General features: G+C 50.5%; 10 protein-coding genes and 1 pseudogene. 5 read left to right on the top strand and 6 right to left on the bottom strand.

What is annotated here, in order from left to right; all coding sequences use genetic code 11:
* Positions 1–190: 190 nt before the first annotated feature.
* A complete protein-coding gene (uspB, locus tag AAYN39_RS15620; protein ID WP_000626193.1) occupies positions 191–526 on the top strand; it encodes a universal stress protein UspB in 336 nt (111 codons plus the stop codon).
* A gap of 139 nt (positions 527–665) precedes the next feature.
* On the opposite strand, the gene pitA is transcribed toward uspB, so the two are convergent.
* Positions 666–2,162, bottom strand: coding sequence for an inorganic phosphate transporter PitA (gene pitA, locus AAYN39_RS15615; RefSeq protein WP_000902764.1), 1,497 nt, complete (start codon positions 2,160–2,162; stop codon positions 666–668).
* A gap of 230 nt (positions 2,163–2,392) precedes the next feature.
* Between pitA and AAYN39_RS15610 the strand changes: the two genes are divergently transcribed.
* Positions 2,393–3,595: an NAD(P)/FAD-dependent oxidoreductase gene (locus tag AAYN39_RS15610; protein WP_000439232.1), complete on the top strand. Its 1,203-nt coding sequence runs from the start codon at positions 2,393–2,395 to the stop codon at positions 3,593–3,595.
* 501 nt (positions 3,596–4,096) lie between these two features.
* Here AAYN39_RS15610 and AAYN39_RS15605 read toward each other — a convergent pair.
* From AAYN39_RS15605 to AAYN39_RS15585, 5 genes are all read right to left on the bottom strand, one after another.
* Positions 4,097–5,248, bottom strand: coding sequence for an MFS transporter (locus tag AAYN39_RS15605; protein ID WP_001685958.1), 1,152 nt, complete (start codon positions 5,246–5,248; stop codon positions 4,097–4,099).
* 143 nt (positions 5,249–5,391) lie between these two features.
* Complete coding sequence (locus tag AAYN39_RS15600; protein WP_001761199.1) at positions 5,392–6,057, bottom strand: PAS domain-containing protein; 666 nt, start codon at positions 6,055–6,057, stop codon at positions 5,392–5,394.
* A gap of 20 nt (positions 6,058–6,077) precedes the next feature.
* Entirely contained in the window at positions 6,078–6,458 is a 381-nt protein-coding gene (locus AAYN39_RS15595) for a RidA family protein (protein WP_000658719.1), read from the bottom strand.
* Between the two features lie 9 nt (positions 6,459–6,467).
* Positions 6,468–7,634: an aminotransferase class I/II-fold pyridoxal phosphate-dependent enzyme gene (locus tag AAYN39_RS15590; RefSeq protein WP_000872632.1), complete on the bottom strand. Its 1,167-nt coding sequence runs from the start codon at positions 7,632–7,634 to the stop codon at positions 6,468–6,470.
* 15 nt (positions 7,635–7,649) lie between these two features.
* Positions 7,650–8,942 carry an MFS transporter gene (locus AAYN39_RS15585; protein WP_000858309.1) on the bottom strand — a complete coding sequence of 431 codons (1,293 nt, stop codon included), beginning with the start codon at positions 8,940–8,942 and terminating at the stop codon, positions 7,650–7,652.
* A gap of 777 nt (positions 8,943–9,719) precedes the next feature.
* Here AAYN39_RS15585 and AAYN39_RS15580 point away from each other — a divergent pair.
* The 3 genes and pseudogenes from AAYN39_RS15580 to AAYN39_RS15570 all read left to right on the top strand — a co-directional run.
* The gene (locus tag AAYN39_RS15580) at positions 9,720–10,787 is read left to right on the top strand and encodes an HlyD family efflux transporter periplasmic adaptor subunit (protein WP_000359835.1); all 1,068 of its coding nucleotides are present in this window, start codon (positions 9,720–9,722) and stop codon (positions 10,785–10,787) included.
* The gene (gene rbbA, locus AAYN39_RS15575; RefSeq protein WP_000202935.1) at positions 10,784–13,525 is read left to right on the top strand and encodes a ribosome-associated ATPase/putative transporter RbbA; all 2,742 of its coding nucleotides are present in this window, start codon (positions 10,784–10,786) and stop codon (positions 13,523–13,525) included. Before AAYN39_RS15580 ends, rbbA begins: the two co-directional genes overlap by 4 nt.
* Positions 13,525–14,644 (top strand): annotated as a pseudogene (locus AAYN39_RS15570) (ABC transporter permease); the annotation flags it as partial. The gene rbbA and the pseudogene AAYN39_RS15570, both read left to right, overlap by 1 nt.
* Positions 14,645–14,703: the final 59 nt, after the last annotated feature.

The following is a 14,703-nucleotide window of genomic DNA, read 5'->3' as shown; positions in this document are numbered from 1 at the left end:
TTGCATTGATAGTGATTAACCTTCTGGTAAAAAAATTAACTGATCTCCTACAATGTGTATAAGAGCCGTTCGAATGCGGAGCGCTAATATGGACGGCTTTCGTAGTACTCTTTCACTGATTGTCTGGCAGGGTATCGGGGAGCGGTAGTCCCGGAGAGGAACTCCGTGGGCGGGTCGCCGGGGAGGAGATATGATAAGCACCGTCTCACTATTCTGGGCTTTATGTGTCGTTTGCATTGTTAATATGGCGCGCTATTTCTCATCGCTACGCGCACTGTTAGTGGTACTTCGTGGTTGCGATCCTTTGCTCTATCAATATGTCGATGGCGGCGGCTTCTTTACCACGCATGGTCAGCCCAACAAACAGGTGCGCTTGGTATGGTATATCTACGCTCAGCGCTATCGCGATCATCATGATGAAGAATTTATTCGCCGTTGTGAACGCGTGCGCCGCCAGTTTCTGCTGACCAGCGCGTTATGCGGTTTGGTGGTGGTGAGCTTGATTGCGCTCATGATTTGGCACTGAATAAAAAAAGCGGGCCAGTTTCCTGACCCGCTCGTATTAGATAAGCCTCCGGATGACGCCGCTTGTAGCGGCCTGTCAGGCCTGTGTCGTTTCATCCTGACAGGCCGGATTAGCGACAGCGCTATCCGGCCCATTTGGCTTAAATAATCTTCAGGGAAAGCCAGTACAGCACGCCGGAAAGAATAATCGCCGCCGGTAACGTAAATACCCAGGCCATCAGAATGCTGGTCACGGTTTTACGCTGTAACCCGCCGCCATCAACGACCATGGTTCCCGCCACTGAAGAGGAGAGTACGTGAGTGGTAGAAACTGGCATACCGGTGTAGCTGGCAAGACCGATAGAGACTGCCGCCGTCATCTGCGCCGACATTCCCTGCGCATACGTCATGCCTTTTTTACCAATTTTCTCGCCGATAGTGGTCGCCACGCGACGCCAGCCGATCATCGTACCAATACCCAGCGCCAACGCCACTGCCATAATGATCCACACCGGCGCATACTCAATGGTGCTTAACATATCGGTCTTCAGCTTTTTCAGCAGGCGCTGGTCATCGCTGCTTACGCCAGGCAATTTCACGACTTTGTCGGTCGTGTCGGAAATGCACAGCATAATGCGACGCAACTGACTACGCTGTTCAACGCTTAACTTGTCGTAGCTTTCCACGTTTGCCAGCATCCCTTTCGCACGGTTAAGCGCGTTAATGGTGTTAGCCGGATGGCAGTGGAATTCAGTCGGTTCAGTCGCGCCCGGTTCCGGAGAGGGAATCAGTTGGTCAACGCCGGTGACGGCTTTCAGCAGGTCAGGACGCTGCTCAAAGTACGTTTCGACATTGTTGATAGCATCGCGCGTACGGGTGATTTCGTAGCTGGAGGCATTCATATTGACCACGAAACCCGCAGGCGCGACGCCAATCAGCACCAGCATGACCAGGCCAATGCCTTTCTGACCATCGTTCGCGCCATGCGAAAACGCCACGCCGATAGCTGAGAGGATCAGCGCGATACGCGTCCAGAATGGCGGCTTTTTCTTGCCGTCTTTCTTTTCACGTTCGGCTGGCGTCAGGTGGATACGGGCGCGTTTCTTAGTACCGCTCCAGTAGCGGCGCAGCAAGAAAATCAGACCGCCGGCGAATACCAGACCGACAATAGGGGAGATAATGAGTGAACCGAAAATATTGATAACTTTCGGGATGTTAAGCGCATCCACCACTGACGTGCCGGTCATCATCGCATTGGTTAAACCGATGCCGATAATGGCGCCAATCAGCGTGTGGGAACTGGACGCCGGCAACCCGAAATACCAGGTACCGAGGTTCCAGATAATCGCCGCCAGCAACATGGAAAAGACCATAGCGAGGCCGTGCGCGGAACCCATGTTGAGCAGGAGATCCGTCGGTAGCATATGCACAATGGCATACGCCACGCTGAGACCCCCCAGCAAAACGCCAAAAAAGTTAAACACTGCCGCCATGACAACCGCCAGCTGCGAACGCATCGCACGGGTGTAAATCACGGTTGCGACTGCATTGGCTGTATCATGGAAACCGTTAATCGCTTCGTAGAACAGCACAAAAGCCAGAGCAAGCAATAATAAAAGCCCGGTATGTAAATCCAGGCCAGCAAACAAATGTAGCATAGGACGTTACGCCATTTTGAGGACATGAACGCGGCGCATTATCAGTGACTTTGGCGGCGCGGGCAAAGTGAAATATAGACTTTTTTTGATGTACTTCGTGCTTTGTTTGATATCACTAAAGAATTATCTTATATATTTCAGATAAATACCATTTTCAGGCGCTTTTCGCGCTGGTGCGACCACTGAGGAAACTTTACAATTCTCGCCCGAATTTGAGAGAGGAAGGCGACGTGGAAAGGTTTGATGCTGTTATTATAGGCGCTGGCGCAGCGGGCATGTTTTGCGCCGCACAGGCAGGACAAGCGGGTAGCCGCGTGCTGCTCATCGATAATGGCAAGAAGCCAGGACGTAAAATCCTCATGTCCGGCGGTGGGCGCTGCAACTTTACTAATCTTTATGTTGAGCCTGCTGCGTATTTGAGCCAGAACCCCCATTTTTGCAAATCAGCATTAGCCCGCTATACCCAGTGGGACTTTATCGATCTGGTCGGCAGGTATGGGATAGCCTGGCATGAGAAAACGCTGGGACAGCTTTTTTGCGATGATTCCGCCCAACGCATTGTCGATATGCTGGTTGCCGAGTGCGACAAAGGTGGCGTAACGATGCGCCTGCGTAGCGAGGTATTGAGCGTCGAGCGTGATGAGTCGGGTTTCGTACTGGCGTTGAACGGCGAGACGGTGACTACGCAAAAGCTGGTGATTGCCAGCGGCGGCCTGTCGATGCCGGGGCTTGGCGCATCGCCGTTTGGCTATAAAATCGCCGAACAGTTTGGTCTCAAGGTGTTGCCGACGCGCGCCGGGCTGGTGCCCTTTACGCTACATAAGCCGCTGTTAGAACAGCTCCAGACGCTGTCTGGCGTCTCTGTGCCCTGCGTGATTACCGCCCGCAATGGCACGGTATTTCGGGAAAACCTACTTTTTACCCATCGTGGGCTGTCCGGCCCCGCCGTTTTACAGATTTCCAGCTACTGGCAACCGGGCGAGTTAGTGAGCATTAACTTATTGCCGGATCTCTCGCTGGAAGACGTTCTCAATGAACAGCGTAACGCGCACCCGAACCAGAGTCTGAAGAACACGCTGGCGATGCATCTGCCGAAACGGCTGGTGGAGTGTTTACAACAGTTGGGGCTCATCCCGGATGTATCGCTCAGGCAGTTGAACGTTCGTGACCAGCAGACGTTGGTTGACACGCTGACGGCCTGGCAAGTACAGCCTAACGGTACCGAAGGCTATCGGACAGCGGAAGTGACGCTGGGCGGCGTGGATACAAACGAACTATCATCGCGGACTATGGAGGCGCGCCGCGTGCCGGGTCTCTATTTTATCGGCGAAGTGATGGACGTCACCGGCTGGTTGGGCGGCTATAACTTCCAGTGGGCCTGGTCGAGCGCCTGGGCCTGCGCGCAGGATTTGATTGCGTTAAAAATTAACTAATTGATATTATGTGTTTTTCGGTCTCATTTGACTGATCGCCGTATATCTTGGCCTATAGCATCTTTTAGTCAGAAGTATTCTGGATAAGGGGCACTCATTTTGCATGGCATGACCACCGATTTCGTTTTAACAATGGGGAATGCGGACGGTAGTTTTCGCTATAAGGTCGTGGCAGTAAAACCAGATAAATTGGTTTCAGCTCGGGAGCCTGAATAACTTTAGATTGAACATCTGTTCTGGATGTTACTTTGGGTTGATTTCCCGATTTGCGTTGACTCAAAACAGAATCAAGTTTAGAGATAAAAATGTGTTAGACGATATCTATAATCAGAATGAAACATGTTTAACCATTTTCATTATGAATGCATTAATCTCAGCTGGGTTTTGAAGCAGACCGCATTCAGGTCGGATACTGGCCAACAACACCAGATACAGAATAAGGCCCCTGACAGGGCCTTCTGGTAGTATGTAGTCGATATTTACACTGTTTACAACGGGGAGTCATACTTTCTTATTAATCCTGTAAAGCAAACCACTGCACAGTGCGCCAGCAAAAAGAACAACTGCAATAGTGGCAAACATCAGCGTATATGCAAATTCTTTATACGTATCAAGAAGGTATCCGAAGATAAGATGGACATAAGCTTCCGGGCTGAATCCGATGCAGATTAATATCCCCATTGCGGTCCCGGTAAACACTTTCGGTATGCGAATTTCATTTACCTGCGCATACATTATACCGCGCATGCCAAACGTAAGCGCTCCCAGTAATAAAACCAGAGTAATAAGCAGGATCAGAAATCGTGAGTCATGAGGAATAAATATAAAAGATGCAGTTATCAATGCACCGAGAATAAAGAAGCTGGCCATAACTTTCAGGGAAGAACCAATCTTATCTGCAAGTAGGCCAGCAAAAGGCGAAATAATAAAAGCGAGAAAATATGCCCTAATCATCCCGATAACGGCAGTTTGGTCGGGAGTCATTCCATAGGCATCGGAGAGGTATGGTACCAGATAAGCTCCGCCCTGGTAAACAAAAATAACACAGCTGATAATGAATGCTGCCAGCCAAAGTTTTACACTTTTGAGTAGTGAAATAAGATCCGACATTTTTTTAGGTGCCGCATTTTCAATAGCACTAACACCTTTCGGAAATAAATAATAAGAGGTGAATCCCAGAATAATATAAATGGCTGCGTCAAATCGTAAAATAAAACCAATGCTGACAGCACTGGAGCCATGCAGACCAACAATAGCCACGGCACATAACGTCAGAACAGTGCCGGCAATTCCACGACCGGACTCCAGAAATCCAAAATACCGCCCCTGCTCATTGTCTGATGCAAGGAGTCTGGCAATTTTTGTCATGGAAACCAGGAACAGTCCATTACCGACTAAGGACATAAATCCGACGATAATAAACATGGCCTGATAGGAAGGCCGGAAGGACTGCCAGATGGCAAGGGCCGCCATTGTGAGATAGGCAATGGTAAGAATGCTTTTAGGATTTTTGAAACGGTCAACGATGATGCCTGAAACAGCACCTGATATAATGCCTACAAACCCGAGCCAGCTCATTAACATGCCCGATTGTGTATTTGTCAGTGAAAAGTATTCATTCCACGGATAGTAGAATACTTCACGCAAATACATAGCCTTGAATATTGTTCCCCCACCGACTGCCAGAAGAATAAAAAAATCAGGTTATGCCTTTTAATCGATTTGTCTTCTGCATGTTCCATATGTCCGCCTGTATAACTAGACGTTATTGTAGATTGATCCGTTAGTGTCTTGTGTTATTTTAATTTTTGTATGTATTTATAAACAGTGGGTTCAGATATGTTAAGTTTTTTGGCTACTTTCGTTACTGCCCCTTTAAGCAGAAATACGCCTTCATCATTTAGTAATGAAATAATATGGCTTTTATTTTCAGCATTCAGTGACTCTGGATTAATATTTTCAATATTGATTACATTATTAATTTTGAGATCAACCATTTCAGGAATGGTCAGTCCAATATGTTCATCAAGCTGAGTGCCGTTATTATTGTCAGTCTGCCCGACAAAAATGCTTAAAAAATGACTAAGTTTATCATTCAGGGCAATTAAATCTTCGACGACGGTATTCAGACATAGTGCACCAACAATTTCTCCCTGCTTATTCCGGATAAAAAAAGTGGCACACTTAAGCCGTCTGCCATCGCGTGTCTTGCTGAGATAATTACACTGGTAATGTACCTCACTGTCATTGTTCTTCATGGCACGGACTACCAGATCGGTGATGGGATCTCCGACAGAGCGACCGCTGATATGTCCATTTCTGATTTTATGTATAGAAGACTCAAGATCAGAAAGATTGTGCAGAACAACTTCCGTGTTTTCGCCAAAATAATCGGCCAGGAAATCGATCAAAAATTCATAGGGTTCAAGACAAGTGTTTTTCATGGTTAATCTGGTTGCCACCTCAGTGGCAACCACCTTTGTTATTGACGAAATGCCACAGCTTCAATCTCAACTCTGGCACCCATAGGAAGTGTTTTTACAGCAAAACAGCTGCGTGCCGGCGGATTTATCTTAAAAAAGCTGGCATAGACATCGTTGAACGCAGCAAAATCAGCCATATCACTCAAGAAACAGGTCGTTTTCAGTACCGTATCAGTATCACCGCCTGCCATCTTAACTACAGCCAGAAGATTAAGCAGTGACTGACGGGTCTGTTCCTGAATATCATCAGTTTCAATTTTGCCACTGTCAGCGTTAATGGGCAATTGTCCGGAGGTAAAAATTAAATTACCCATCGCATTGCCCTGACTGTATGAGCCAATTGCTGCCGGTGCTGTTTCTGTAAAAATAATCTCTTTCACTTCTGTTCCTTAAAAATACTTACTGAATGCCTTTTCCAGACGACTCAGTGCTTCATCAATACGTGACTCCGGAACACCACAGTTAATTCGGGCAAATCCGGTACCGGCAACACCAAACTGATCTCCCCGGTTAAATCCGAGTCCCGCATCCTGCACTAAAAATTCCTGAATGCGATCACCTGACCAGCCCGTATCATTAAAGTCGGCCCATACAAGATAAGTGGCTTCCGGCAGATTGGCTTTTACCGGATATGGCATGTTATTGAGCCCGTTAACCAGTTTAATCTGCATTTTACGGATATGATTCACCACCTCTTCACGATAGTCATGGTAATATTTATATCCGGCATAGGCGGCTTCATGCGCGAACGCAGTGGGCTGAAAATGTAATTCTTTCAGGACAACTGCCATCTGTTTTTTAAATACAGGATCGGCCGTGAAGACATAGGAACTAAAAATACCGCCAATGTTAAACAGCTTCCCTCCGGATAAAAAAACGATAATGCCATTTAAATTTTCCGCAGCTTTCATGACCGGCGTATAGCATTTTTCGTCATAGACAAAATCTGCATGAATTTCGTCAGAAATCAGGATTGTTCCTGTTTTCTGGGCAATTGCGGCGACTTTCCTGACTTCCTCTTCAGTCCAGCAACGACCTACCGGATTATGAGGGTTACAGAAAATCAGAATCTTATTCTCCGGGCGTGAACAGGTATCTTCCAGCTTTTCAAAATCAATAGTGTAATGATTGTTTTCATCACGCAGCAGATCACACTCAGTTACAGCACGGTGGTTTTCACGGATGGTTCTGGCAAAAGAATGATAGACCGGTGTCATAACCACAACGGATTCATTACACTGTGTCATTCCCCTGATAAAAGCGCCCATCGTCATCAGTAAAGGCGGTGTTTCAATAATATCAGCCGTATCCGGCCGCCAGTCATAATATCGATCATACCAGGATGCCAGCACATCCTTAAAATCATCATGATAGGCCGGATATCCGAATTCTCTGCGGTTACAGACTTCAATCAGTGCCTGACGAACCTCCACGGGAGAAACTAAATCGGTATCTGCAACAGACATAGGTATTACTGGAAATCCATTAATGACACTGTCATATTCCCATTTTTCTGATGCTATTCTCTGATAGATTTCATTAAAATCGTATTTCATTTTATTTTCCTTAATTTATTCAGCCGCAGTCCGGAAAGTATCTGCCGGTTTACCATCCATTTTCTTAAATGCCGTTTTGGCATTGCGGAGAAGTAAAAGTGAAGTGAATACAGCGAGAGCAAACATGGCACCCATGAAGATAAACATGTAGGTGTAACCCTGTACTTTATATGCATCAAGCCAGTACCCGAATAACGCATGGATAAACATTTCCGGAGAGAATCCCACAGTGGCCATGATCCCCATAACGGTACCGGTCAGACGAACAGGAACCTTCATTTCCTCAATTTGCGCATACATGATCCCGCGCAGAGCAAAGTTAATGGAGCCTACAATCATCAGGGTGCCGATCAGGACCCATACCATAGCCGGATCCTGTGGGATCACCAGGAACATGGCGACACCAATCACCCCGGCAATAAACAGCCAATTCATCACCTTAATCGCTGAGCCGACTTTGTCTGCGAGCAGACCCACAACCGGTGCAATCAGGATAGCGAGGACATAAGCACGGATCATACCGATAATTCCGGCATGTTCGGCGGTCATTCCGTAGACATCAGACAGATAAGGAACCAGATATGAGGACCCCTGATAGAAGGAGATGGTTGCAAAGATGGAGAAAGCTGCAAACCAGACTTCCTTAACCTTCATGACAGCCAGAATATCGTGTACAGATATTTTTTCCTTGGCCTTTTCTTCTCCGGAAGCAGAATTATGGTTATCACGGGGCATGGCGAACCACATCAGAACACCCAGCGCTAGGTAGAGAAAGCCGTATGCATGTAGCACACTGCCAATCCCTTCCACTTCGGTTGCAGACATGGCGAACCATGCTACGGCAACGGCAGAGATGGCTGACCCAGCGATACCACGTCCGGACTCCAGGAAACCAAACAGCTTCCCCTGGTCACTGGCATTACCAATCAGGCGGGTTGCGCGCACCATCGATACTAGGAAAAGACCATTTGCGAGGAAAGATAGTATGCCGATGATGACATACTGCGTAGCCAGACCCGGTGCTGTTGACTGCCATAATGTGGTTACGCCCACAGCCAGAAAGGTAAAAGAAATAATCAGTCGGGTATTGTTCACCTTATCGATAATCACCCCAGCAATTGAAGATGAAACAATCCCCACAAACCCCAGCCAACTCATCAGCAGGCCTGAATCCGTGTTATTCACTCCCATGAATTCATTCCAGGGGTAATAAAATACTTCCCTGAGGTACATCGATTTAAAAATGGTCCCTCCTCCGATTGCCAGAAGAATGACCATCAACCATTTTTGAAAATTGGATGTTTTCATAAACCTTCGCCTGTCCATAAATAAGAAACAAGTGTTCATGTGAGAATATAATTTTTTATACACATGAATATTATGAAGCACTTCACAGAGTGGGCAAAAAAGATAAAAAATTATCTCTTCTAATTTAATATCATTAAAATCATGTAGTTATATGTATAATAAATTATACATATGTGTGGGGCATTAATTATTTACGGTTGTAATTTTATAAAAATTATAAATTTTTATATTTCAGGACGTAACTGTCTGACAACATATATGCTGAATAGGGCGGAGAATAGGGGCAGGAAAGTGGATAAAATATTATCGTGTTTTACCTCCGGCAGGAGCGTTTCCTTATTAGAAGTACGAATATTTGATGCCGTGGGCTGTATCCATGTTTTTTAGCCGGGCCCGGCGACTTGAGCAGGGGTAATCACGCATGCTTTCGTTACCAGCCCCTTCGGTAAATAGATTGACGGGCACGATTTTTTGTCTGCAACATCTGTGCTACAACCGAATAGACATATTGAATCCAGGTGTTAGTATTCAATAGACAGCAGTTATGAGTATGCGTGTTTCATTTCCGGCCAGGAACGCTGATGATGACAACATTACTACCCGGTTTCACAGCATTTTCGTCATTCACTTCCTTCGCGGCGCGCGTTGCCTTAACGCTCGCTCAATGGCCATTGTTTTTCATTCCTTCTTATCCCGGATGGAAACCCCCGCTGAGCGCACGCCCGGCGGACTTTGTGACACGCATGGTTAGGCAACAGGGATTACGGCGGGTCGATTATGGACAAAATGAAGCGTCATCTGGTGTGGTGGGGAGCGGGGATTCTTGTGGCGGTGGCCGCGATCGCCTGGTGGATGCTGCGCCCTGCGGGAATACCGGAGGGGTTTGCCGCCAGCAATGGCAGAATTGAAGCCACCGAAGTGGATATTGCCACTAAGATTGCCGGGCGTATTGATACCATCCTCGTTTCGGAAGGGCAGTTCGTTCGTCAGGGCGAGGTGCTGGCGAAAATGGATACCCGCGTATTGCAGGAGCAGCGGCTGGAGGCGATTGCGCAGATTAAAGAGGCCGAGAGCGCAGTTGCCGCCGCCCGTGCCTTGCTGGAGCAACGCCAGAGTGAAATGCGCGCCGCGCAGTCGGTCGTCAAACAGCGGGAAGCTGAGCTGGACTCCGTCTCTAAACGTCACGTGCGTTCTCGTTCGCTGTCGCAGCGTGGCGCGGTATCTGTACAACAGTTAGATGACGATCGCGCGGCGGCGGAAAGCGCGCGCGCCGCCCTGGAGACCGCCAAAGCGCAGGTATCTGCGGCAAAAGCGGCGATTGAGGCGGCGCGTACCAGTATTATCCAGGCGCAAACGCGCGTGGAAGCGGCGCAGGCGACCGAGCGGCGTATTGTCGCCGACATCGACGACAGCGAATTAAAAGCGCCGCGCGATGGACGTGTGCAGTACCGCGTTGCGGAGCCGGGCGAAGTGTTATCGGCTGGCGGCCGGGTGTTGAACATGGTCGATCTCAGCGATGTTTATATGACATTTTTCCTGCCGACCGAACAGGCGGGGTTGTTGAAGATCGGCGGCGACGCGCGACTGGTGCTGGACGCCGCGCCGGATCTGCGTATTCCGGCGACCATCAGTTTTGTCGCCAGCGTGGCGCAGTTCACACCCAAAACCGTGGAAACCCACGATGAACGGCTGAAGCTGATGTTCCGCGTCAAAGCGCGTATTCCGCCAGAGCTGCTGCGACAGCATCTGGAATATGTCAAAACCGGTTTGCCGGGAATGGCCTGGGTTCGTCTGGATGAGCGCGTGCCCTGGCCTGACGATCTGAACGTGAGGTTGTCGCAATGACGTCGCTGACGCTGGTGCCTGTTCCTCCCGTGGCGCAGCTTGAGGGGGTGAGCCAGCATTACGGAAAAACGGTCGCGCTGAACAATATCACGCTGGACATTCCCGCCCGTAGTATGGTCGGGCTGATTGGTCCGGACGGGGTGGGTAAGTCGAGCCTGCTGTCGCTGATTTCTGGCGCGCGGGTGATTGAGCAAGGGAACGTTATCGTCCTGGGCGGCGATATGCGCGATGCGAAACATCGCCGCGACGTCTGTCCGCGCATCGCCTGGATGCCGCAGGGGCTGGGGAAAAACCTTTATCACACGCTATCGGTTTATGAGAACGTCGATTTTTTCGCTCGTCTCTTTGGTCATGACAAAGCTGAACGCGAAGCGCGTATTACCGAGCTGCTGAACAGCACCGGCCTGGCGCCGTTTCGTGATCGTCCTGCCGGGAAGCTGTCCGGTGGGATGAAACAAAAGCTGGGGCTGTGCTGTGCGCTGATTCATGACCCGGAATTACTGATTCTTGATGAGCCTACCACCGGCGTGGACTCGCTCTCCCGCGCTCAGTTCTGGGACTTAATCGACAGTATCCGCCAACGGCAGACCAATATGAGCGTGTTGGTCGCAACGGCCTATATGGAAGAGGCGGAGCGTTTTGACTGGCTGGTGGCGATGAATGCGGGCGAGATACTGGCAACCGGCAGCGCGCAGCAACTGCGGGCAAAAACCCATAGCGCGACGCTGGAGCAGGCGTTTATCGCCCTGTTGCCAGAAGCGCAGCGCCAGGCGCATAAGCCAGTGGTGATCCCGCCGTATCACGCTGAGCAGGAAGAGATTGCCATTGAGGCGAAAGATCTGACCATGCGCTTCGGTAAGTTCGTCGCGGTTGACCATGTTAATTTCCGCATTCCGCGCGGCGAGATTTTTGGCTTCCTCGGTTCAAACGGCTGCGGCAAATCGACCACCATGAAAATGCTGACCGGTCTGCTTCCCGCCAGCGAAGGCCAAGCCTGGCTATTTGGCCAGCCGGTAGACCCGAACGACATCGATACCCGTCGCCGGGTCGGGTATATGTCGCAGGCTTTTTCGCTCTATAACGAACTCACCGTGCGGCAGAATCTGGAACTTCATGCCCGCCTGTTTCATATTCCGCCAGCGGAGATCCCGGCGCGCGTTGCGCAGATGATCGAACGCTTTATGCTAACGGAGGTGGAAGATACGCTCCCCGCTTCGTTGCCGCTCGGTATCCGCCAGCGTTTATCGTTGGCGGTAGCGGTGATCCATCGCCCGGAAATGCTGATTCTTGATGAGCCAACGTCCGGCGTTGATCCGGTCGCCAGGGATATGTTCTGGCAGCTTATGGTCGATCTTTCGCGTCAGGATAAAGTGACGATTTTTATCTCGACCCATTTTATGAACGAAGCGGAACGTTGCGACCGAATGTCATTGATGCACGCCGGTAAAGTGCTCGCCAGCGGTACGCCGCAGGAATTGGTGCAACAGCGGGGCGCGGCCAATCTGGAAGCGGCGTTTATTTCCTGGCTACAGGAAGCTGCGGGAGCGGCGCCTGAAACCCCAATACCGCCATCCCAGACGCCCGCCGCGTCAGATAAACCGTCGCGGCAGGGATTGAGCTTCCGGCGTTTGTTCAGCTACAGTCGCCGCGAAGCGCTGGAGCTACGCCGCGATCCGGTACGCTCGACGCTGGCGCTGCTGGGAACGGTAATTCTGATGCTGATTATGGGCTATGGCATCAGTATGGACGTGGAGAACCTGCGTTTTGCCGTACTCGACCGCGATCAAACCGTCAGCAGCCAGGCATGGTCGCTCAATCTGGCGGGATCGCGCTATTTTATCGAACAGCCGCCGCTCGCCAGCTATGACGAGCTTGACCGGCGGATGCGTTCGGGAGAGTTGGCGGTTGCCATTGAGATCCCGCCTAATTTTGGCCGCGATATTGCTCGCGGTACGCCAGCGCAGATTGGCGTCTGGGTGGATGGCGCCATGCCCAGCCGCGCCGAGACGGTGAAGGGGTACGTTCAGGCGATGCACCAAAGCTGGCTGCAGGAGGCGGCAAGTCGTCAGCCGAACCCGGTTAAACAAACCGGGCTGCTCAACATTGAAACGCGCTATCGCTATAACCCGGATGTGAAAAGTCTGCCCGCTATCGTTCCGGCGGTCATTCCGCTGCTGCTCATGATGATCCCGTCAATGCTTAGCGCCCTGAGCGTGGTGCGGGAGAAAGAGCTGGGGCCGATGATTAATCTGTACGTAACGCCGACGACGCGCAGTGAATTTTTGCTGGGTAAACAACTGCCGTATATCGCGCTGGGTATGCTGAACTTCTTGCTACTGTGCGCGCTGTCGGTCTTTGTGTTCGGCGTGCCGCTGAAAGGCAGCTTTCTCACGCTTACCCTCGCGGCGCTGCTTTACGTCATCATCGCCACCGGTCTGGGGCTGCTGATCTCCACGTTTATGAAGAGCCAAATCGCCGCTATTTTTGGGACGTCGATTATTACCCTCATTCCGGCAACACAATTTTCCGGCATGATCGATCCGGTGGCTTCGCTGGAAGGACCGGGAAGATGGATCGGCGAGATCTACCCGACCAGCCATTTTCTGACGATCGCGCGCGGGACGTTTTCCAAAGCGTTGGATCTGTCCGATCTCTGGTCGTTATTTATGCCGTTACTGATTGCCGTCCCGGTGGTGATGGGTCTGAGCATTCTGCTGCTGAAAAAACAGGAGGGGTAATGCGCGGATTACGTAATATTTATAACCTCGGCGTCAAAGAACTGCGCAGTCTGCTGGGCGACAAAGCGATGCTGGCGCTGATCGTCTTCGCCTTTACGATTTCGGTTTACTCCTCCGCGACCGTCCTGCCCGGTTCGTTGCATCTTGCCCCTATCGCCATCGCCGATATGGATCAGTCACAGTTGTCGAACCGTATTGTGAATAGTTTTTACCGCCCGTGGTTTCTGCCGCCGGAGATGATTACGGCAACGGAAATGGATGCCGGACTGGATGCCGGACGCTATACCTTTGCGGTCAATATTCCGCCGAATTTCCAGCGTGATGTGCTGGCCGGACGTCAGCCTGATATCCAGGTTAACGTCGATGCGACGCGCATGAGCCAGGCGTTTACCGGCAACAGTTATATCCAGAATATTATTAGCGGCGAGGTCAACAGCTTTGTGGCGCGCGCGGGGAGATAGCGTTCAGCCGGTGTCGCTGGAAATTCGGATGCGCTTTAACCCGAATCTGGACCCGGCGTGGTTTGGCGGCGTGATGGCGATTATCAACAACATTACCATGCTGGCGATAGTGCTGACCGGATCGGCGCTGATCCGCGAGCGAGAACATGGCACGGTAGAGCATCTGTTAGTGATGCCGGTCACGCCCTTTGAGATCATGATGGCAAAAGTGTGGTCGATGGGGCTGGTCGTGCTGGTGGTTTCCGGTTTGTCTTTGATGCTGATGGTGAAAGGCGTACTTGGCGTACCGATTGAAGGATCGATCCCATTGTTTATGTTGGGCGTGGCGCTGAGCCTGTTCGCCACCACTTCAATTGGGATTTTTATGGGCACCATCGCCCGTTCGATGCCGCAGCTGGGGTTATTAATGATTCTGGTGCTGTTGCCGCTACAAATGCTCTCCGGCGGTTCCACGCCGCGCGAAAGTATGCCGCAGGCGGTGCAGGATATTATGCTGACCATGCCAACGACGCATTTTGTCAGCCTTGCCCAGGCTATTCTTTATCGCGGCGCAGGTTTAAGTATTGTCTGGCCGCAGTTCCTGACCCTGCTGGCGATAGGCGGCGTGTTCTTCCTGATAGCGCTGTTACGCTTCAGAAAAACGATTGGCACGATGGCGCAAACATTATTGCCGGATGGCGGCTGCGCCTCATCCGGCCTACAAACGACGACGTGCGA

Origin of the sequence: Salmonella sp. K21076, from assembly GCF_039650795.1 — a bacterium.
GTDB lineage: Bacteria > Pseudomonadota > Gammaproteobacteria > Enterobacterales > Enterobacteriaceae > Salmonella > Salmonella enterica.
The sequence above is the reverse complement of the archived record's forward strand: the minus strand, read 5'-3'. Positions and strand labels throughout refer to the sequence as shown.

What these genes read in the sequence shown, in the direction of transcription:
- AAYN39_RS15580 (WP_000359835.1), top strand. Translation starts at nt 9,720, where the DNA reads ATGGACAAAATGAAGCGTCATCTGGTGTGGTGGGGAGCGGGGATTCTT.
- AAYN39_RS15590 (WP_000872632.1), bottom strand. Translation starts at nt 7,634, where the DNA reads ATGAAATACGATTTTAATGAAATCTATCAGAGAATAGCATCAGAAAAA.
- rbbA (WP_000202935.1), top strand. Translation starts at nt 10,784, where the DNA reads ATGACGTCGCTGACGCTGGTGCCTGTTCCTCCCGTGGCGCAGCTTGAG.
- uspB (WP_000626193.1), top strand. Translation starts at nt 191, where the DNA reads ATGATAAGCACCGTCTCACTATTCTGGGCTTTATGTGTCGTTTGCATT.
- AAYN39_RS15585 (WP_000858309.1), bottom strand. Translation starts at nt 8,942, where the DNA reads ATGAAAACATCCAATTTTCAAAAATGGTTGATGGTCATTCTTCTGGCA.
- AAYN39_RS15605 (WP_001685958.1), bottom strand. Translation starts at nt 5,248, where the DNA reads ATGTATTTGCGTGAAGTATTCTACTATCCGTGGAATGAATACTTTTCA.
- pitA (WP_000902764.1), bottom strand. Translation starts at nt 2,162, where the DNA reads ATGCTACATTTGTTTGCTGGCCTGGATTTACATACCGGGCTTTTATTA.